A 20,051-nucleotide genomic window follows, 5' to 3' on the forward strand; every position below is an offset into this window, starting at 1 on the left:
TTCTCGCGGCTTTCCTTCGTCTATCTGCTCTTTGAGCTTGTAGAGTTCCTCAAGCGTGATCTCGTCGAGCCGACCCATTACCGGCTCTACAAAATCTATCGGTAAATAACTTCCTTAATTACTATGAGGACTTCGGTGACGAGCAGCTGGACTATCAGGTCGTCGATGACGCGTTCCAAGCCGACGACGGTCGTGCTTTCAGCATCCGTGAGTACGACCCGTGGGAGTTCGACACTCGTGTTGAAGCGAATCTCGACTGGGAGGAGAAATATCGAGGCTGCCATTTCGTCGAAGAATACGGGAGCCACAATTGGAGCCAAGTACCAGGATATGCACATCCGGATGGGTACGAATACGAATACTGCTGGTGGTGCGGATCACGCCGGCGGTACGATCACGAACTAACCAGGTTCGTATACGACTACGAGGGTGTGCTCGCACCAGAGGTCGACATCGAAGTTCTTCGTGACGCTGTTATCCCCTATCCCGATGTTGCGGACGATTTTGACGACTGGAAGAACGGCGACTCGTTCGGTCGTGAACGGTCGTTTGAGGGAGCATTAGCAAACCGTACTGATGTCGCACCGTGTCGCGGACCACACGGCATTCACGAATGGACGAGAAAGGAAGTCATCAAACGAAGGTACGATGATCGCGTTGACGTCGCGCTCTGGGAATGCCAGCACTGCCCTGTTCACCTTCTCACGAACCATACCGGGCAGGGGGAGACAGAGGCGGCAATTCTGTTCGGAAAAGCTCCAAATCCGGATTGGGGATTGGACCACCTAAACGGAAATCCGCGAAAGTGTAACAACCGCTCTCACCACGAACAGGCGGACTGGGACTATTGCCCGGACTGCTTTCAGATAGACCCATAGAGATCGTATTCAGAAGTAGAGAAAATTAGCTTAGAGATCGAGGTAATGCACCTCTCATCAGGGAATTAGCCTAACAGTGCGTTGCCCGTGTTTTATACTACGGTAGCGTATCTTCCTCGACTATGGAGGCCTACTTGGATTCAGTTACCGAGTCATTTCTTGAAGGCGACCATCAGCTCTCTCAACTGTCTGTCTCTACGTCTGTGATCGAGTCCGATGACTCTTGGAACCTCGAGGAACCGATTCCAGTCGGAGAGATCATCAATGCCTTTCGCGTCCAAAAGACACTGGTTCAGCAAGGTGGTCAAGTATTTATTCCTCTCCACGAAGATGAGTCGGCAGAGCTAACTGGAGAATATCTTATTTATCGCCGAGAAACTGATGAGACCCTACTTAGTGATGATTCTGACCCACATGAGCTACACTTTCTGAATGGTAACACGGGCGGGGATGATTTCCGAGAGGTCAGAGAGGCTGAATCGACGTATCTAGCGTATCGAATGCGGTTCTGGCACTCTAGTTATTCGCCATCTGAGCTACCCTCATACTTGCCTTCTGAGTATTTCGATGATCGTCCGCCACAACCACCACGGGAACTCTCGGCTGTTGCTCCCCTATCGGATGATGAATATGACGACTTTATCGACGCAACGGAGCAGGCGATGGCGAATGAGTTGGAGGCGGAACGACGGTCTGTCTGGGACTCCAATAGAGGAATGTCTATCGATAGACTGCAGCGGGAACAAGGCGGAGATGGAATCGCTTCTGCGGGATACTCCAGTTTAGCTGAGGATCGTATTTCTGTTTCAGCACCAGGTTCTGGAACGCACCGTAATCCAGTCCAATCGACTTACGGAATCCACGAGGGCAACATTGTCGGGGTTGCGTCAGGTGGTGATTCGAATTCGCCGATCGTACCGGGCATCGTTACGCGTGTCGGGTTGAGTGATTTCAACATAGAGCTTGATTGGGAGGCGACAACTCGGACTTCTCAAGCGAAGGATGATCTCCGACGGGCAGACCGGGTTTCTGTTGCGATCCTCGACCGAAATATTGCTTTCCAGCGCGAGCGTTCGGCTTTCCGACAGATGGCCGACTCCAGTTCGGGCAAGCAGCTTCTAGCAGGTGATTCATCTCTCTCGTTCGATGCACCCCTATCGGTTTCACTGAATACTTCGCTCGAATTGAATTCCTACCAGCGTCGAGCAGCGATTAATGCTCTTCGAGCGGAGGATGCGTACTGTATTCATGGGCCACCAGGAACAGGAAAGACCCGAACACTAACAGCGGTCATCCAGTCGGCAGTCGAGTCGGGGGAACGTGTCTTAGTCTGTGCGCACTCAAATCAAGCAGTAGATAATCTGATCGCTGGAGAGAGCAGTCTGGATGACCTTGACGAGGAGTCACTCCACGGGATAATTCAAGCAGAAGGGTACCGAATGGCACGAATCGGCCGGAGAGACCAAATCACGTCTCGAGTTGTTTCCAGCCACTATGCAGATGAAGAGACGGACCGGGCTCAAATTGTTACAACGACGACCAACAGCGCAGATCGACTTGATCTGGCCCGATTTAGCTTGATTGTGGTTGATGAGGCAACGCAGGCGAGTATCCCAGCAACTGCAGTCCCGTTTCAGCTTGGATCAAAACTCGTGTTGGCTGGCGATCACAAGCAACTCCCGCCGTACCATTCTGCTGAAACCGCGTCAGATGAAGTGTTCTATCCGTCGTTGTTTGAGCATATATTGGACCGATTCGGAGACGATGCGAAGACCACACTTAGAAGGCAATACCGAATGCACGAATCTATCGCCAATTTCTCTAATAAGGAGTTCTACGATGGGCTTTTGCTCCACGGCGAACCGAACAGATCGGCGACTATCTCCGGGTTACAACCGCTAGTTGGAATAAATATCTCCAACCCGGAATCTGATCATGGGAATTCACGTGAAAACCCATCCGAGGCGGAGGTCGTCGTTGCACAAGTTCAGAGATCACTGAACGCTGGAGTTGATGCAAGTGACGTTGGAGTGATCACGCCATATACTGGTCAGAAGGGTCTCGTAGAGAGTGAGCTAGCTTCAGAATTTGATACAGAGACAGCAGAGAAAATCAAGGTACAAACCATCGACTCCTTCCAAGGAGGTCAACGAGAGGTAATCATCGTCTCTTTTACGGTGAGTAATGACCGAAACAACTCTGGGTTCTTGGCGTTCCCAAATGAGGGGCCTCGTAGATTGAACGTTGCACTCACTCGTGCAAAGAAGCGACTCGTATTAGTTGGTGATTGGGATACACTCTCCTCAATCGCTCCCCACCGCGATACTTCTACAAGTTGTGCCGATCTGTATCGTCGTCTCTTGGACTATATCCACGAGCAAGGTAGGATGGTCGGGTAGACTATCTCTGAAAACGAATACCACAAATTAGTGCCATATGCCGATATGGGGAGCTACATTGGCTCTTCTACTTGGAGACTCATCGTAATTATATGCTCTAAGGTCTGGATTGAGTAGACATCTGTAGAACTGGACTGCTCTATTGCTTCTGACATCGGTTCTGCTATAGTTTGTCCGCCTTCTCGCCCCATAATCAGGTTGTAGATAAGATTCAAAATCACCTTCGACATCTGCTTGCACACCTCACTGTTCACATGGTAGAGGTTCAACTCAGCGTCGTAATGTCGGTCCCCGAGCGCCTCCGTCTGAAGTCTAAGGAAAAAGAAGCCCCATTGGTCCTGCTGTACAGCTTCCATGTCGTCTATTAGGTCTTCAACCTCGGTATCCAGCTGTCCGAAAAGCCCCTCTTCCCAAAGCCACTCAATATCCGCCATCGTGACTGGTAGAACGCGAAATCCGTGCTTCAAATCATTCAGTAGCGGTCGGAATCCTCGCCAAAAATTGAGGGCAGCATTCGCAGCTGCGATATGTAGGTCGGGATCTTCAACGAAGTCTAATTCATTTGTTTCCTCGTCGTAGACTGCGGAACACCCTAAGAACTCTCGTGCGATCATCTCCCGGTCTGTTGCATCTATTTCGTCGATGACCTGCTCAAACTCAATTAGACCCTCCGGCTCCTCTGCTAAGCGGCTAACTGAAACCATCTCACCGTCATCAATTTCGACTGTAAGCTCATCAAGAACACTAGTGATATCATATGTATAGGTATCCTCTTTCACCATCATCCACGGCTGCTCGGGGTTCCGTGTATTCACCGCGAACAGGTGGGCATATAGATCCGCTAATTGAGCCAAAATATAGAGAGAGTCCATCCCATCGTACCGATTGTAAGGGTTGAGTTTCTTGATTCGGTTATCCCAGTAGCCAAACGCGAAATTGCGGCGCCATAAATTTGCTAAAGGATTTTCCAAATCGAGGTCTTCCATACTGATTCTCTGAAGTGATGCAGATACAAAGAATGACTGTTTATATAGTGGCTGGTAGATTTTGAGATGCAATGTCTGACCTAATCGTCAAAGCAGCCGTGAAAGACGCACTCGCGGACAACAACGTCTCGGCAGATTTCTACGACGCCCTCAACGAAGAGGTCGCCGAACTGCTCGACGACGCCGCAGAGCGTGCCGAGGCCAACGACCGAAAGACGGTCCAGCCCCGCGATCTGTAAGCCTGCGTAACGCAGCCCACCCCGTCGCTCGAACGTAGCTTTTTGAGGTTCCTGTTCAGAAGTTAGGAAACGGAGATGGCGGACGCACCGGATACCGAACGGGAGGCGGTCGAACCCGATGCGAGAGAGGTCCTTAGCGTGTCCCAGCTGAACGACCGAATCGCGTCGGTCGTCCAGGACACGCCTGCCCTCAACGGCGTCCGCTGTATCGGGGAGGTCACTGACCTCCACCAAAACAACACGGCGCTTTACTTCACGCTCACCGACGGCGACGCCGAGCTCCCCTGTATGATCTGGGCGAACCGCTACCGGGAGATGGACGCCGATCTCGAGGACGGGACCGAAGTCATCCTCGAGGGCGATATCGATTACTGGGTCGAAGGTGGGAAAATCGATCTCAAACCGTGGGAGGTGATCGTCGTCGGCGACGGCGACCAGGCGGCTGCAGTCGAGCGACTGCGAAGCGAACTCGAAGAGCGTGGCTGGTTCGACGACGAGCAGAAACAGCAACCGCCGGCGTTCCCGGAGCGGGTCGGCGTCGTCACATCCCTGCGAGGAGACGCCCGGTACGACATCCAGAACGCAATTCACGTACAGGACCCCACCGTCGACATCCTAGTGAAGGACGCAACCGTCCAGGGGTCGAACGCGCCGACGTCCATCGCGAACGGCATCCACCATCTCGACCGCTCGGAGGACGTCGACGCCATCATCGTCGGCCGTGGCGGGGGGAGCGATTCGAACCTCCAAGCCTTCAACACCGAGCGGGTCGCGGAGGCGATTTTCACCGCGAATACCCCGGTGGTCACCGCGATTGGACACACCGATGACCGGCTCATCGCGGATCAGGTGGCGGACGTCGCGACGATCACGCCAACCGCCGCCGGCGAGTATATCGTAAACTCCCGCCAAGAGTTCCTTGCGAGTGAGATCGAGCCGCTGGAGCAACAGCTCGACGCCGCGTACGAGACCTTCCAGCAGGAGCACGAACACGAACAGGAACTCGCCGAAACAGTCGATGAAGCGACCGCACCCGAGGGCCTCCCACCGATTTACTACAAGGTCGCCATCGTAGTGCTGCTGTTGCTGTTGTTGGTCATCACCGGGCTTTGGCTGGGGGTGATCTAACCGTGGCAAACGACTCCGAAATTCACGATCGGCTAAGTCGCGTCGAGGAGATTATTGAGCAGCTCGATGCGGACGAATGCGACCTCGATGAAGGTACAGCCCTCCACGAGGAAGGGAAGGAACTCCTGAGGGAGGTGCGAGAGCTCCTCGACGAGGGAAGCGGCGAGGTTGTGGAGCTATAGTAAGTGAGCGGAATCACACCCTTAACCAACAGAACTCTACCCCTACCGACAAGTGTTGGTTAAGTCTTTCTACGAGGGAAACAAGTAATTAGGTTATAATTTACTCAACAAATTTGCAGTTCTTGCTGGCCAGAAAGCATTTAGGTATCATCCAGCTACCGCGCCAATATGTACCGGGACTGAGCCGGTGCATACCCATACCCGCATGTATGATTACGAGGTCAGTCACCATCGAGGATATCGATGACCTGTACCTGATGTGGAACGACCACATCAACGCCTCCGCCCTCTATCGCCGCGCCCTCCGCGAGGAAATGGAAGTCCGCGGTGTTGATCCCGATGAACTCCGCGACCTCCTCGAACGGGCCCGCGAGCAGGGCTACACGCTCGAAGAGATCGCAGAGGACACCAACCGCTTCGACGACCTCCAGTCGCTCGTCGAAGAGCAGCAGAACCAGCCTACGGCTGGAGACGCCACCGATGATTAACCCGCTATGTCACAGGACCAGACTCCCTCCGACCCTGAGCGTAGCGTCGAAAACCAGTCACCGCTGACCGGGAAGATCCCTCGGCAGGCAGCACTCACCGTCGTCCTCCTGAGCCTGTTCGCTGTCCAGCCGGTCGCCGCCCAGAGTAACGCGGTCTGTAGCGCAGACAACCTCCCGAGCATGATTGAGGGCTTCTTCCAGCTGACCACCGCGCTGGGGATCGTCGGCCTCGCCATCGTCTGGCAGGCTGACTCCCTCATCGAGATGTTCACCCTCAATCCCGAGCAGAAGAAGGGCCTCAAGCGCCACAAGCGCTCGGCGATGAAGTCCGCGGTCGTTCTCGTCGTGCTCGGCCCGCTCTATACAGTTGCCGGGTCGATGATGGGCCTCCCGCTGGCGCAGTGCGTCGACCTCGTCCCCTGGTAACCACCCTACAGTCCCCGTTGCGAGCCCTATGAACCATCGAGAGCTCTCCGTGCTCATGGCCGGCTTGCTCGCGACGAGCCTAGTCACGGGTATCGTCGCCGCTGACCCGCCACGACCAGGTACGGAGGGGAACGGGCTCACGGAAAACGAGTCGGCAACGCTGTGGTCACGTGATGCGGACAACTACATCACCCAAGAGGAGTACCGCCAGCGCTACGGCGAGGACCGCTCCGCTGTCCATCAAGTCGCGAACGGGACGGACATTACGTTCAAACGGCCGCCCGCGACAGCGGCGACGTGGACGCGGAACGACTTCGAGGACCTCGACGCCGCCGGCCCAGATACGTCCGTGCATCCGCCGCACGCGAACCTCGAGGACGGCGTCTTCATCGAAGATGCTCACGCAACGATCTTCGCGGTCCAGCCCTCCACTCGTGGACACCTCGAGTCCGGTGAAACCCCACTCTACATCGCGCCGAATGGGACGATGCGCGGGTTCGTTGATTACCGCGTTCGCGTACCCAACGGGAGCTCCTCCGGTAACACAACTATCTCGTGGTCGCTCACGGAGCACGAAATTGAGGAAGTCCGGTTGAAAAAGGACGGTGAGACCATCGCGACCCAGGCTGGGTCCCACACGCCTGCCCTCGACTACCAGATCGAGGACGACTGGAGTGCGAATCTCACGCTGGAAGCGGAGATTAGCGTCCGGCTGAAGAAGACCGTCAGAACCGACCTAGGTGACCGGACAGACGTCGATGTCACCTACCGGACAGAATCCCGAAACGTTTCGGACTCGATCGCCGTCGAGATCTACGACCTCTCGGCGTACCCCTACTACGCCGAGTATCCGAACGGCGACGCCGGCGTGGCCATCTTCCAGTCGCGGCCGTGGCAGGGGTATGCGCTCACGGAGGACGGTGAGGCACGGGTCCGTGGCATCTGGCGGTTCTACACCGCTCGGAACACCAACTGGGATACGCTCATTCGGTCGAATCGCACGGATAGCGCCACCGTCGAGTCAGACGCGATTCCGGTGTACGTCCACGCCTATCCCTCTCGTATCGGGCCGCGTGCCGAGCCGGTTCGAGACGGGCCGGAACTCATCGAGACCTGGGGGACTGACCGCCCGTCGCCAGTCGGCACCATCGGTGAGAACATCAATATCGACATCGTCAACCAGTCGTACACGACGACGTACGGCGTCGCCGTTCGAGCCGATAACGTCGACCGAGAGGCCCTCCACGTTGCGGGAATCGTCCGGGGCGTGAATGCGTCAATCGTCGAGCCGGACGCCGGCTCCGAGCGGCAGCTCCGCCGCAGCAATCTCACTGTTGAGGTCATCCAGCAGAATCAGTCCCAAGCGACGCTCAGGGTCGAACTACGGGACAATCAAACTGGTGCGCCGATCGCGCTCGACGATAGCCGTCAGTATCCAATCGGCGGCACCACTCGGAACGGGTACATCACGGTCGCGGATCAGCGCGTCGAGACCAACGCCTCCGGGGTGGCGATCGTGACCATCGACGAACCGGGCATCTACACGGCTCGGTACCACCCTGGCTCGTGGATCGGCCACGACCCTGCGTACGTGAGTGATACCGCGACGGCCCGCTGGCACCCACTCGGGACGATCGACGGCTGGTTTGCGCTGGTGTTCGAGGTCGGCTGGCAGCTCCTGCCGTTCTTCGTGATGTTCTACGCTGGCAAACGCCTCCTGCGGATGCTCGGCCCAGAAGACATCTTCGGACAGAAACCATGACTCAGGACAATCCCCACCTCAGTAGACGGACCGCCCTCCGAACAGTCGCCGGCGCCGCTCTCGTGAGCGTGGCCGGATGCCTCAACAGCGGCGATTCCCCAGGTGGCGGGAACTCAACACCGTCTGATGAAGGAGGAGTCATCCAGCAAGTCACTGTAGAGGGGACAGAACTCGTCGTTGAATACTCCTCAGAGGGGGAAGTCGACCAGATCAACCTCGTCCAGCCGAATGGGGAGCTGTTCGGTCAGCGAGAAACCGCTGCTGGGTCACAACAGGTCTCTTTCGAGATCGGAACTTCATACGAGCCTGGAGAGTATACTGTCGTGGCTCTCAGCGGTGAAGAAACGATATCTGAGAGTTCCTCACTGATTCAGCCGGAAATTGGAATTCAAGAGGTCGGTCTTTACCGGAATAACCCTGAGAAGCCGTGGGACGAAGTCTACGGAGATACCGAGACGGATCGGCTAAAGAACGGGGAAGCGTACGTCACCGTCGAAAACACCGGAAGCGGACCAGGAGCGGTTGTTGAGTTAATTTTCTCCGGTGATGTTCCAAACCCGGTTGAAGATCCCCGAGGTAGCGGGATGTATGAAACCGAGCAGGTGGTGATCTCGCCGGGAGAAACGACCGACCTGTTCAGTAGTTCGTTCCCGTTTGGTTCCGAATCTGAGGAGGGAATGGGATGCTCCCCGGACGGGAACAGCGGCCAGTTCACCGTCACAGTCCGAACCCAGGTTGACGGCGACCAGGTGTCCGAATCCTTCGATGTACAGTACTCCGGATCCACGGAGATGAGTGACTGCGAGGTTTCAATCACGGAGGCCTAACGATGGTGGACCTGATAGACGTCGTTCTCGAGGGATTCAAAGACGTCGTCGATTGGTTCATCGGTCTGTTCATGGACGGGCTTCGGTCGGGGTATCAGACGCTGACCGAAGAGATGTTTGGCACTCCGACTCCCCAGACTGACGGGACGTTCATTTTCGGAGAACCAAGTAACGCCCCTTGGCCAGCAATCCAAGAAGGGCTCATCGGCGGCGAGATCATGTTGATTTCTCTGCTGCTACTCGTGATGAGCGTTCAGGGACGACACACCATCCGCATCTTCAATATCGGGAGTGCGTACGAGGCTCGGAAGACCAAGAAGACTGCCTGGGTCGGAGCCTTTCTGATTATTACCTGGTACTGGATTGGGGCGCTCGCACTCTACCTTGTTGATGGGTTCACGATTGCCCTGATGCCGGAGCTGTCCTCGCTGGGCTCTGCTATGCTGCAGTTCATAACGGGGTCGATTACCAACCCCGGTCTTGGTCTCCTCTTTGCTCTTATCGGAGGAATTTCGATGTGGGCACTGGAGGCGCTGTTCTACATCCGGCAGATTCTCCTTTACGTCTACCTGTACGGGATGCCCATCGCGTTCGCCGTCGCCTATGGCAACATTCCTGTCCTCTCTGATGTCGCGATGGGGTTCAGCAAACGGTTCGTCCCATTGGCCATCCTACCCCTGCCTGCGGCGATAGTACTCAAAGGATACGACCTACTCTACTCTGGAGGGACGTTGACGCCGGGATCAGCGTTCCTCAAGTATCTCGTTGCGGCTTCACTTCCCCTCGTTGCGCTCTATGTCACGTGGAAGACGTTCAAGTACGCGACCCCGCTGACGGCGAAGGTTCTCGGTGGTGCGACGAAGGGAGCGGCCCTCATCGGCGGTGTCGCCGCTGGGGCCTACATCGGCGGCGCCGGCGTCGCGACGACCGCGGCCCGGTGGGGACCGAAGGCCGCAGCGGGACACGCTGTGGCGCAGAAAGCTGCAGCCCGGGGCGCGAACAGCGACGAAGACAGCGGGACGCCGTCGTACCGGCGGACCGAGAACGATCCTGGAAGCTACTAACAATCCATGTCCATCGACCAAGACGCAGCCGCACGGCGCATCATGGACCAGTTCGGTGAGGAGAGTCGCATCCCCTACCTCAACATTGAGGAAGGCGACGTTGGCGTCCTGATCGCCTTCCCGATCGTCGGCCTGTTCATCGCCGGCCTCACCGGCATCGAATCACTCGCCCTCCCGTTCGTCGCAGGTGGCTTCGGGTTCGGCGTCGCGATCGTCTACGTCTCACCGGATCACCTCAATGCGTGGACGTGGACGAAAGACGTCTATCGCTACGTCAAGCGCCCCCAGATCACCTTCAGCGCCCCAGAGGAGGCCGACAGTAGTACCAACGAGACAGAGCGCAACGAAGGCGGGCTCGCGAACTACACGCCATTCAAGCCCGACGAGCGAACGCAGGACCTCACGAACATCGAACGAGCGTGGCCGGGCGCTGGCGCGATCCAGCGCGATGACGGGACGATGGAGGCGTTCATCGAGATCGACCCCGGCAATATGGACTTCGCGATGTCCGACGACTGGGCACAGCTCCAGGACGCCGGCGAAGAGTTCGCCAACAAGGAACTGGACTCGAAACTCAAACTCCACGCCACGACCCGCTCGTTCCCGGTCGAACAGATCACGGAGAACATCGAGGACCGCCTGAACGACGAGGACGTCAAAGAGAACCCCATCTTCCGGGAACTCCTCGAAGAGTATCGGGAGACGCGGCCGAAGGAGATGCGCGAGCGGGGTATCCAGCAGGTGCGGTACTACATCGGCGTCGAGGTCACCCCGCTGGAGGTCTACGACCGCTTCCGGGACGAGGGCACACCGGCCGAGAAGCTCACCCAGTTCCCCGTCATCGGGTTCCTGTTCAACCCGTTCGTGACCCGCCGCGAGGACCTCACCGACGTCGAGCGCCGCGCACAGATGTTCGAGAAGCTCGACAGCCGGGTCAACGATGTGCGGTCAGAATTCATCCAGCAGGCGTCGGGCTGGTCCGCACGTCGGCTCAGCACGGTCGAACTCTTCGTGTTGAATATGGACTTCTGGAACGGCCGCGAACACGAGTACGACGACGCAGAGAGCGTCGTTCGCGAACAACCCATCATCGGCCATTCGCGCAGGGAGGATGACCACGATGCGTAACCTCGTCCTCCAGACGGGCAGCGGAGCCGTCGACCAGCTCACAGAGTGGCTCACGAATCCAACCTCAGCTGAAGGTGCGGCTCTCTACATCCTGCTCGCGGTACTGGTCGGTATCGGCGGGAAATTCCTTTGGGACTGGTACACCGAAGACGACGAGGAAGAGGTCGAGTTTTCGGACCTCCTCGACGAGGAGACCATCGAACAGGGCGCGGCCGAACGCCAGCTTCTCGACGACATCGCCGAATCACACAAGACGGTGACCGCGCCGGCGGCAATCGAGTGGGAAACGCGTGCGGCACGGGTCGGCGAACAGTGGACGACGACGCTGTACATCGCTGACTACTCGGACTACCCCAACGATGGCTACCTCTCCGAGCTCTTCGAGCTGACCGACGTGCAGTTCGACCTGACGGCTCACATCATGCCGAAGAATCAGGAGCGGGCCCGGAACGAACTGCAGGACATCGCTGACGACCTTCAGGTGGATGCTGACCTCGAACAGAGCGTCCGGAGTGCCTACCTGCAGGAACGCGCCAACGAGGCCGCAGCGACGTACAAGGCCGTCGAGAACGGCGCGAACGTCTTCGACCAAGGAATGTTCATCACGGTGCGGGCTGACGAGAAGGAGGACCTCCGCGACGCCGTCCAGAAGGTCAAGAGCGCTCTCCGTGACGACCCGGCGAACCTCACACCAAAGACGGCGATCTGTCGGCAGGATCTCGCCCTTCAGTCGGCCGCGCCTATCGGCGACAACGAGTTCGGGCGGACGTCGATTGCGCTCGGCGGCGCCGTCGGCGCGTTACTGTCTTCGCCGCACAACGCGACGATCCTCGAGGAAGGCGGGGTGGAGTTCGGGATTCACAAGGACAACCAGAGCCCGGTGGTCATCGACCCATTCGCCCGGGACAACGGGTACGCGATGTTCACCGTCGGCGACACCGGCTCGGGGAAGTCGTTCAGCTCGAAGCAGAACTTCATCCGGTCGATCGAGCAGAGCAAGGACCGTATCGGCATCATCCTCGAGCCGCTGAATAACTGGGCCGGCGTCGCGGAAGCGCTCGATGCCAAACGCATCACGGTCGGAGGGACGCTCGGACTGAACCCCTTGGAGATTCGGGAGACGCCCGAACACGTCCAGCGGGCGATGGGTGAAGACGCGAGCCCGTTCAACGAGAAGCTCGACGACGCGATGAGCTTCCTGACGAACTTCTTCGCCCTCCGCGGGATCTCGCTTGGCGACCGCCGGACGACGCTCGAACTCGGGCTCAAGCGGGCGTACAAGCGCAACGGGATCACCGACGACATCTCGACGCACGACAACCCGAGTCCGACGATTCAGGATATGATGGACGTCTTCGAGGACATGGTCGACGAGCCCGAGGAGTTCGTCGTCCGGTCCGATGAGGAGGCGGGCAAGATCAAAGAGGACGCGACGTGGCTCCTTGACCAGCTCCGACCCTTCGAGGACGACGGTCGGCACGGCAACCTCGGCCAGGAGTCCGACTTCGATATCCGCGACGAGAAGGTGATCTACCTCGACCTCGCCCAGCAGGAGGGCAGCGTCGACAGCAGCACGGCGCTGACGATGCAGCTACTCATCTCGCTGGTGTACGAGCGGGCGAAAGTCTCGGAGAAGGAGGTCGTGTTCTACATCGACGAGGCGCGCTACATCATGCAGGACGCCGCGAGCTTAGCGTTCCTTGAGACGGTGTTCCGCCACCACCGCCACCACGATCTCTCGATTCGGCTGGTCACGCAGACCGTCGACGAGTTCTTCGAGCACGCCGAGAGCGAGGCCATCCTCGACCAGTGTGCGGTCAAGCAGTTCCACCGCCTCGACGGGATGGACGAGGAGTGGGCCGACGAGTTCGGATTGAACTACGCGCAGATGCGGTTCGTTCAGGACGCCGTGCCCGGCAACGAGGACGCCGGCTTCTCCGAGGCGCTGGTGGGCGTCGACGGCGAGTGGCGCGGCATCCAGGTCAAAGCGATGCCCAAGGAGAAACAGGTCATCGACTTCGACCCGACCTCCCAAGTTCGGTCCTCGCTGCCTGGCGCCGGCGACGACGCCGTTGATACCGAGATGAAGGAGTTCCAGGACGAGCTCGAACATCGAGCAACGAACGGAACGAACGAAACGAGCGAACTGAACGAGGACTCAGACGCCGTCGAAGCTGAGCCAGACGGCGGGTCCACGGAGGGGACCAACGATGGCTGAGTACCTGCGCGTCACACCGACATCCGAGCGGCTTGACCCGGAGAGTATCTCCCGAGTTCTCGACAGCCTCCACAAGCTGACCACGCCCGGCTCGTCGGGTCTCGGGGCGAAGCTGAACCCACTCCACAGTGAGACACCACCCCGGTTCGAGTTCCTCGCGATCAGTGATGGCCCGGACGACCCAGTAGAGTTCTTCTACGGGGCCGATGCGCACCTCGATACGCTCGAGAAGCGCCTCCGCTCCATCTATCCGGCCACGTTCGACATCGAGCGCGTCGACGTCGACGTCGCCGCTCGGCTCATTCAGCCAATCGAGCTCACACCCCAGGAATTCGTCGACCACTACGAGGCCGGGCGGCTGCAGTACGAGTTTGACCCGGCAGAACAGTACGACATCGTCGACGAGGAATCAGGGGACTCCGAGACAGCCGAAGCCGACCCCGTTGTCGACGGCGGTACGGCAGCCACGAGGGTCCCCGATCATCACGTTACTGTCGGAGACTCAGCTCTCGAACTAGCGCCGCCCGATGCGCTTCCAGACGACGAGGAAGAGCGACGGGCCATCGAGAAGCCGACGATGACACCGGCGGGAACGATTCTGGCTCGCCCGGCACAAGACGCTGTCTCGCCGCTCGGTGTCCGGTGGTGTGGCTCCGCGTCGCGGAAGCAGGACTGGATGACCTCGCTGACGCCGTTCACGGCAGAGGAAACGAACGGCGACCTCTCGTCCGTCGACGAACCGGGCGCGGCGCTGGCGTCGCTGATCGACCACCTGATGGAGGCGACAGCGCCGACCGCGTTCCAGGTCGTCTTTCAACGGCGTGCCAGCTGGCAGTCCGACGCGGAGGTGCGGAAAGAGGATCTCGTCGACGGCCGCGACACGTTCTTCCAGGAGGTTGTCGGGTCGCTACTCGAAGTCGAGGACCAGCGGAGCGACCAGGACGACCGCCAGCTCAGCGAGGCCGTCGAGAAGCGCATCGAGTACATCGACGCGAAGAACGCCAAACGGTCGTTCACGGTCAACATCCGGGCCGTCGGCGTCCCCACCGACAACACCCGCGACGATCTCGATGGTCGGATGGACTCGCTCCTCCCGGTGTTCGACCCGCTTGATGGGCCGTTCTACGAGGTCGAGGGGCAACGCCTCCGGGACAGCGGCTTCCGTGAGAAAACGAAGGAGAAGAAGGCGCGGGCCGCTCTCCAGCGCCTCCTCAATCGCGAGTTGACGACGGGCCGGGGGAAGACCCGCCCCGAGCTGGTTCTCTGTGGGACGGAGCTCGCGAACTTCGTTCTCGTCCCCTCCTCCGAACAGCTGACCGTCGAAGGGACGCGGGGAACCAGGGCCGAACAGCAGAGTCGGAACCCGCTCCCGTGGCCGAATCCCGACTTGATCCAGCAGTTCCAGGACGGGATGGCCATCGGCTACGCACTCGACGAGAACGGTGAGCCACGGCCGGACCCCATCCGGATCCCGCCGGACCTATTGCCGACGCATTACGGCCGGTTCGCGTCGACGGGCGGCGGGAAGTCGAAGGCCATCATCAACGATGCGCTCTCCCTGCGCGAGTCGACGGGTGGCCCTGTCGTCCTCGTCGATCCGAAGGGGGACGGGATGTGTGAGAACTACCTGCGCTGCCACTACGAGCGGTTCGGGGGCCTCGACGATGTCTACCACTTCCGCGTCCCCGAGACGATTCCCGCGTTCTCGTTCTTCGACATCCGCCCCGCACTCGAGGCGGGGCGGAACCGCGAGGACGCGATTCAGGACAAGGTCGACCACTTCCACGACATCCTCCGGATGATTATGGGCCGCGAGCAGTACGGCCAGGCGTTCGTCGCGAACGAGATCCTCAGCTACCTCATCAAGGCGCTCTTCGACGAGGAGTACGGGAGCGACGTGTTCGGGCTGGACGATCTCTTCGCTGCTGCCCTCCGGATGCAGCGCGACCAGACGATTCCCCCGGTTTCAGCGGACAACCAGAACATCGAGGAATCGCTGACGCGCCACTTCGCGAAGGACAACCACCAGTTCCAGGTGTCGATGGACGCCGTTGGGAATCGCCTCGACAAGCTCAAAGAAGACGCACATCTCCGGCGAATCTTCAGCCACGTCCCCGAGCAGAACGACGCCGGCGAGTACGTCGACAATCGCTTCGACTTCCGCGAGTTCCTCGATGAGGATGCGACCATCATCTTCGACCTGGGAGACCTCCGCCCGGAGGCCCAGCGAGCGATTACTCTACTGCTGTTGAGCAACCTCTGGGACGCCGTGCAGGTGCGCCGGCGCGACGGCCAGACCGACTACGAGAAGCTCACGAACCTTATCATCGAGGAGGCGGCGCCGGTCGCGTCGACGAAACTGGTCTCCGAGCAGCTACTGCCGCAGGGCCGATCGTTCGGCCTGAGTATGGGGCTCGTGATGCAGTTCCCCGAGCAGGTGCGGAACCGGAACGAGCGAGCCTATGACGAGGTGCTGAACAACATCAAGACGAAGCTTATCGGGAACATCTCGATCGAGCGCGACCTAGCGGAGTCGCTTGCCCACGAGGACCTCAGCCCGACCGAACTCCGCAACCGAATCAACACGCTCCCAAGTGGCGAGTGGATTGCGCAGCTCCCGAGTCCGTCGTTCGGGGAGACTGGTCCGCCGCCGTTTTCGTTAAAGCCGCTCCCGATTGCGCCGGGGCATCCAGAAAGCGACCAGCCACTCACAGAGCCCCAGGAAGACCATTTCGAGTCCGTGTCCCGGCCACGGATGGTCGAACGGACACAGGCCCAGTACGGGCTGACAGAGCCGACTGAGTCGAGCACTGCCCCAGAGGAGACTGGCTGGGGGAGTTCGGGGACTGAGACGACGGGCTCAGCTGCCGACGGCGACTCAGGAACGGAACCGACGCAATCCGCGTTCATCAGCGAATCGACGACCGAGGACGCGTCGACGTCGACCACCCAGCCCGAGGCGGACAGCGACCCAGATGCAGGCGAGGCAGCGATGAGCCCCCTGTTCGGGCAGGCCACCGAGACGGACGAGGAACCAACTGGTGACCAAGCAACGCAGCCGGAGAACGGGGCAACACCCGTTCAGGAAAGCAGCGTGCCCGTCCCCGATGACGAACTCCAACAACGCGGGCTCAGTCGAGACGACGTTCGGTTCCTGAATCGGGTCCTCGACGTGATGAATCGAGAGGACGACGAGTACACGCTACTGGACAGGATGAGCCAGCTTCGGGACGAATACGACGACCTCCATATAGAGCGGCTCACAGAGCAGGATCTCCTGGAAGCGGACTCCGCGGCGGGGCGCAAGTACTACACCGTCCTCCCGGACGGTCGAGACCTCCTGGGGAGAGAATTGAAGGCGGGACCAGGAGCGGGCGATCTCGGCGAGAAAACGCCACACAAGGTTGGCGTCCGGCTCCTCGAGCTCTGGCTCCAGCAGCGGGATGACGTCGTTCGCGTGGAACCGTACTACGAAACTGACGACAGCACGGTACTGGACGTGGCCGGCTTCGACGCGGACGGCGATCTCGTCTGGGCCGGCGAAGCAGAGCTCGCGAGTAACAACCGGCACGCCCCAGTCGAGGATTACGACAAACTCCGCGCGGTGGACGCCGACGCGATCTGGGCCTTCAACAATCGCGAGACGGCGCTCGATGTCCTGGATAGCCTTGCCGACGCGGATCGGATCGAAGAGCGGGTCAGCGGGCGGGCGGCACGGTCGTTCGCGACCATCAGAGACGCCGTCGACGAGTTCGATGCTTCGGGGCTGACCACCGTTCGGGGCTTCAAAAATCTCGATCAAGAACTCAACCAATGACTTGGCGACAGGCGACCCGCGAAGAGATTTACACCTACTACGCCGAGGAGTTCCCCCGCTATCTGGACGACCTACCGGAATTCATCACGGCGACCGGCCCGAAACAGTACGCCATCGCCTTCCGCGAGTCCCACCCGGTTCGCAAAGACGAGGTGCCGGACAAGGACTTCATCCGGCGGGATACGTGGCAAACAGATCCATCGGGGGACCGAACGACGCCCGAGTTCGACGACTTCGAGGACGTCGTCGAGTTCATTCGGCATCCAGCGCGCAACGACCCGCTGGGACGGAGCGAGTTCGCGCTTGCTGATCCAGAGGTGCTGGAGAAACCGGACCCACGGCCCGACGCCGTCTACTACGCGCTGGATCACTGGGAACGTCCCTGGGTCCTCCTCGTCGACATCGACGCCAAAGAGATCGCCCGAGACCGAGCGGACGAGATGGTGTCGGCGGACCTCGACGATCGGGACGACGATGCGCTCCTCGACGCTGCGGGTATCCTCGACGCCGCTCCCAAGGGATATCCGTACGCCTTCGAAGATATCGACCGCGCCATCGAGTACGGGTTCGAGGTGCGCGATATCTTCGAGGACGATTTCGACGCCGAGGAAACGATGGTCGTCTACAGCGGGCAGGGTGTCCACGTCTACCTCCTCGACTCTGACCCGGCGCACCGATACGACGAGCAGAGTCGCGAGGTGTTGAACGACCTCCTCCTCGAGACGTACGACATCCCCATCGACCCCGTCGTAACGGCCGACCGCCGGCGGGTCGCCCGTCTGCCCTACTCACTTCACGCCGACGTTTGTAGCATCGTTCAACCCATCGAGAGCCCGGCGTTCGACGTTCGGTCGGCGACACCCGAGGTGATCGACGAATGAGCCCCAGTACGCCTACCGACGACGAGGACATGGCGTATCGAGTTGCAGCACTCCCGCTGGAGTACGGTGAGACCCGTATCAACCAGCTGTTTACGCGTGGCTACAATCGATACGTCGTCGACGGCGAGGACCAACCCGAGGACCTCGTGAACGACATCGAGCGGTTCGGGACAGCGGCGTTCAAAGAGCAGGTTCGTACCGATGCCTCCGTGGAGCCGTTCGTCGACGAGCCGGGGACGCTCGCCGTGCTCGCGACGCTGAGTGCGATCTGTGTGAAAGAGCACCCGAAGTTCGAGCACGCGTCGCCCCGGAACATCCAGGTGCTCTACGACATCCGAGAGCTGTACGTCAACAATCTCGCCTCCCTCATCCGTGCTCGCGGTGACGGGGGGCTCCAGCAGGACATCGCAGACGTGCTCTACAGCAAGGAGCCCGGCGAGGATGGACCGCATCCCGGCCGGGTCTGTACGAGCATCACAGAGTTGCCGGAGTTCGGGGATGGCCTGTACCTCGAAATCCCGATGGCGGCGGCATCACGCAAATGTCTCGTTCGGGAGGACGAGGCGTCGACGGGAAGTGACGATGGCGGAAAGATGCTGACACGAGTCAAAGACAACAAGCTGTACGTCCCGGTCGGTGATTTCGACAGCAAGTATCGGGACTACGCTGAGCGGGCGTTCAAGAAGCTCCTTCAGGTACAGGAGGATGGGCTCTCGGAGGAGCAGCTGACGTGGCTGACAACGAACGAGTCGGCCATCACGGAGCGGATCGACCGATTCCTCGAGACCGGCCATCACGAGCGCATCTGGCGGAACTGGGACCGTGGCGAACGGACGATTCGAGTGCTCCGGCGAGCCCTGAGTGACGCCCCCGACGACGTCGCCCAGAAAGGAGAGTTCCTTACAGCGAAAGAGCTCTATCGAGCGGTCGAGGCGTACGATGCCGGGGACGACTGGGAATCGTCTGTAACGGATTGGATCTCGAGTCCGAGCAGTCTCGCCAAAACGTTGGCCGACCACGAGTCACATTCGGCGGTCACGATCGACCGCGACGGGCGCGTCAACACCTATCGAATCGGGCGGGCCGGAACCGGCGCCGAACAGATCGAGGTGAGAGAGATTGAGGATCTCTTCGAATTCCCCTGTATGGCGAATATGGAGGAGCGACTCCACGAGAAGAAGCCGGTTCGGAAGGATCTCTACAACTTCGCGCGGATGGTGATGTGGCTCCCGCAGTACCAAGACAGCAGCCTCGACGAAATCGTCGCGGACCTCAAGGACGTTTTCTCCCGGTGGCCGTGGTACGACGAGCAGGAGACCGAATACCAGGTCCGCTACGAGTTCTCGAACACGATCGACGGCGACACGCCGTTGCCGATGAACTGCGATAACGACGATCTGCAGCGCTACTGTATCGGCCAGGACCAGTGCCCCTACTCGATCTGGGGCAGCCTTCCGTTCCCGGATGAGATGTACGAGCAGGTTGAGGAGGAGTCTGCCGGCCCCACTGAGCAATTCTAAAGCATAGACTCCCCGAATTTGTGGAACCCTAGATTGTGATTGGTTTGGCGACTCTGCTGAATAGAGAGTGCGGATCGACCATCGCGTTGAATCGCTAAGTACAGAAGA

General features: G+C 59.4%; 16 protein-coding genes. 14 read left to right on the plus strand and 2 right to left on the minus strand.

Going from position 1 to position 20,051, the window contains the following annotated elements:
- Window positions 1–95: 95 nt before the first annotated feature.
- Window positions 96–284 (minus strand): hypothetical protein, encoded by a 189-nt coding sequence (locus tag Harman_RS21665; RefSeq protein WP_200830979.1) that lies wholly within the window; start codon window positions 282–284, stop codon window positions 96–98.
- Between the two features lie 716 nt (window positions 285–1,000).
- Here Harman_RS21665 and Harman_RS18265 point away from each other — a divergent pair.
- Window positions 1,001–3,277, plus strand: a complete 2,277-nt coding sequence (locus tag Harman_RS18265) for a DEAD/DEAH box helicase (RefSeq protein ID WP_137685142.1) — start codon at window positions 1,001–1,003, stop codon at window positions 3,275–3,277.
- Between the two features lie 53 nt (window positions 3,278–3,330).
- On the opposite strand, the gene Harman_RS18270 is transcribed toward Harman_RS18265, so the two are convergent.
- Window positions 3,331–4,263: a hypothetical protein gene (locus tag Harman_RS18270; protein ID WP_137685143.1), complete on the minus strand. Its 933-nt coding sequence runs from the start codon at window positions 4,261–4,263 to the stop codon at window positions 3,331–3,333.
- A gap of 71 nt (window positions 4,264–4,334) precedes the next feature.
- Between Harman_RS18270 and Harman_RS18275 the strand changes: the two genes are divergently transcribed.
- From Harman_RS18275 to Harman_RS18335, 13 genes are all read left to right on the plus strand, one after another.
- Entirely contained in the window at window positions 4,335–4,502 is a 168-nt protein-coding gene (locus Harman_RS18275) for a DUF1931 domain-containing protein (protein ID WP_137685144.1), read from the plus strand.
- A 75-nt stretch (window positions 4,503–4,577) separates the two neighbouring features.
- A complete protein-coding gene (xseA, locus tag Harman_RS18280) occupies window positions 4,578–5,630 on the plus strand; it encodes an exodeoxyribonuclease VII large subunit (protein ID WP_137685145.1) in 1,053 nt (350 codons plus the stop codon).
- Window positions 5,631–5,632: 2 nt separating this feature from the next.
- Window positions 5,633–5,812 (plus strand): exodeoxyribonuclease VII small subunit, encoded by a 180-nt coding sequence (gene xseB / locus Harman_RS18285; protein ID WP_137685146.1) that lies wholly within the window; start codon window positions 5,633–5,635, stop codon window positions 5,810–5,812.
- Window positions 5,813–6,021: 209 nt separating this feature from the next.
- Complete coding sequence (locus tag Harman_RS18290; protein ID WP_008364407.1) at window positions 6,022–6,300, plus strand: hypothetical protein; 279 nt, start codon at window positions 6,022–6,024, stop codon at window positions 6,298–6,300.
- Window positions 6,301–6,306: 6 nt separating this feature from the next.
- Window positions 6,307–6,726, plus strand: coding sequence for a hypothetical protein (locus Harman_RS18295; protein WP_008364408.1), 420 nt, complete (start codon window positions 6,307–6,309; stop codon window positions 6,724–6,726).
- A gap of 28 nt (window positions 6,727–6,754) precedes the next feature.
- Window positions 6,755–8,488 (plus strand): hypothetical protein, encoded by a 1,734-nt coding sequence (locus Harman_RS18300; RefSeq protein ID WP_200830980.1) that lies wholly within the window; start codon window positions 6,755–6,757, stop codon window positions 8,486–8,488.
- Window positions 8,485–9,315 (plus strand): hypothetical protein, encoded by an 831-nt coding sequence (locus Harman_RS18305; protein WP_137685147.1) that lies wholly within the window; start codon window positions 8,485–8,487, stop codon window positions 9,313–9,315. The genes Harman_RS18300 and Harman_RS18305 overlap by 4 nt, the downstream gene beginning before the upstream one ends.
- Before the next feature lie 2 nt (window positions 9,316–9,317).
- Window positions 9,318–10,379, plus strand: coding sequence for a hypothetical protein (locus Harman_RS18310; RefSeq protein ID WP_137685148.1), 1,062 nt, complete (start codon window positions 9,318–9,320; stop codon window positions 10,377–10,379).
- A 6-nt stretch (window positions 10,380–10,385) separates the two neighbouring features.
- A complete protein-coding gene (locus Harman_RS18315; RefSeq protein ID WP_137685149.1) occupies window positions 10,386–11,507 on the plus strand; it encodes a hypothetical protein in 1,122 nt (373 codons plus the stop codon).
- Window positions 11,491–13,725, plus strand: coding sequence for a VirB4 family type IV secretion system protein (locus Harman_RS18320; protein ID WP_200830981.1), 2,235 nt, complete (start codon window positions 11,491–11,493; stop codon window positions 13,723–13,725). The genes Harman_RS18315 and Harman_RS18320 overlap by 17 nt, the downstream gene beginning before the upstream one ends.
- Window positions 13,718–17,542: an ATP-binding protein gene (locus Harman_RS18325; RefSeq protein WP_137685151.1), complete on the plus strand. Its 3,825-nt coding sequence runs from the start codon at window positions 13,718–13,720 to the stop codon at window positions 17,540–17,542. The genes Harman_RS18320 and Harman_RS18325 overlap by 8 nt, the downstream gene beginning before the upstream one ends.
- The gene (locus Harman_RS18330) at window positions 17,539–18,423 is read left to right on the plus strand and encodes a DNA primase (protein WP_137685152.1); all 885 of its coding nucleotides are present in this window, start codon (window positions 17,539–17,541) and stop codon (window positions 18,421–18,423) included. Before Harman_RS18325 ends, Harman_RS18330 begins: the two co-directional genes overlap by 4 nt.
- Window positions 18,420–19,943, plus strand: a complete 1,524-nt coding sequence (locus Harman_RS18335; protein WP_137685153.1) for a primase-associated protein — start codon at window positions 18,420–18,422, stop codon at window positions 19,941–19,943. The genes Harman_RS18330 and Harman_RS18335 overlap by 4 nt, the downstream gene beginning before the upstream one ends.
- Window positions 19,944–20,051 lie beyond the last annotated feature (108 nt).

This window comes from Haloarcula mannanilytica (assembly GCF_005406125.1).
Taxonomy (GTDB): Archaea; Halobacteriota; Halobacteria; order Halobacteriales; family Haloarculaceae; genus Haloarcula; species Haloarcula mannanilytica.

Bases quoted from the DNA above. Each gene is read 5' to 3' on its own strand.
- Harman_RS18310 (WP_137685148.1), top strand. From the start codon at position 9,318: ATGGTGGACCTGATAGACGTCGTTCTCGAGGGATTCAAAGACGTCGTC.
- Harman_RS18325 (WP_137685151.1), top strand. From the start codon at position 13,718: ATGGCTGAGTACCTGCGCGTCACACCGACATCCGAGCGGCTTGACCCG.
- Harman_RS18315 (WP_137685149.1), top strand. From the start codon at position 10,386: ATGTCCATCGACCAAGACGCAGCCGCACGGCGCATCATGGACCAGTTC.
- xseA (WP_137685145.1), top strand. From the start codon at position 4,578: ATGGCGGACGCACCGGATACCGAACGGGAGGCGGTCGAACCCGATGCG.
- Harman_RS18275 (WP_137685144.1), top strand. From the start codon at position 4,335: ATGTCTGACCTAATCGTCAAAGCAGCCGTGAAAGACGCACTCGCGGAC.
- Harman_RS18295 (WP_008364408.1), top strand. From the start codon at position 6,307: ATGTCACAGGACCAGACTCCCTCCGACCCTGAGCGTAGCGTCGAAAAC.
- Harman_RS18335 (WP_137685153.1), top strand. From the start codon at position 18,420: ATGAGCCCCAGTACGCCTACCGACGACGAGGACATGGCGTATCGAGTT.
- Harman_RS18330 (WP_137685152.1), top strand. From the start codon at position 17,539: ATGACTTGGCGACAGGCGACCCGCGAAGAGATTTACACCTACTACGCC.
- Harman_RS21665 (WP_200830979.1), bottom strand. From the start codon at position 284: ATGGCAGCCTCGATATTTCTCCTCCCAGTCGAGATTCGCTTCAACACG.
- Harman_RS18300 (WP_200830980.1), top strand. From the start codon at position 6,755: ATGAACCATCGAGAGCTCTCCGTGCTCATGGCCGGCTTGCTCGCGACG.
- Harman_RS18305 (WP_137685147.1), top strand. From the start codon at position 8,485: ATGACTCAGGACAATCCCCACCTCAGTAGACGGACCGCCCTCCGAACA.
- Harman_RS18290 (WP_008364407.1), top strand. From the start codon at position 6,022: ATGATTACGAGGTCAGTCACCATCGAGGATATCGATGACCTGTACCTG.
- Harman_RS18265 (WP_137685142.1), top strand. From the start codon at position 1,001: ATGGAGGCCTACTTGGATTCAGTTACCGAGTCATTTCTTGAAGGCGAC.
- Harman_RS18320 (WP_200830981.1), top strand. From the start codon at position 11,491: ATGACCACGATGCGTAACCTCGTCCTCCAGACGGGCAGCGGAGCCGTC.
- Harman_RS18270 (WP_137685143.1), bottom strand. From the start codon at position 4,263: ATGGAAGACCTCGATTTGGAAAATCCTTTAGCAAATTTATGGCGCCGC.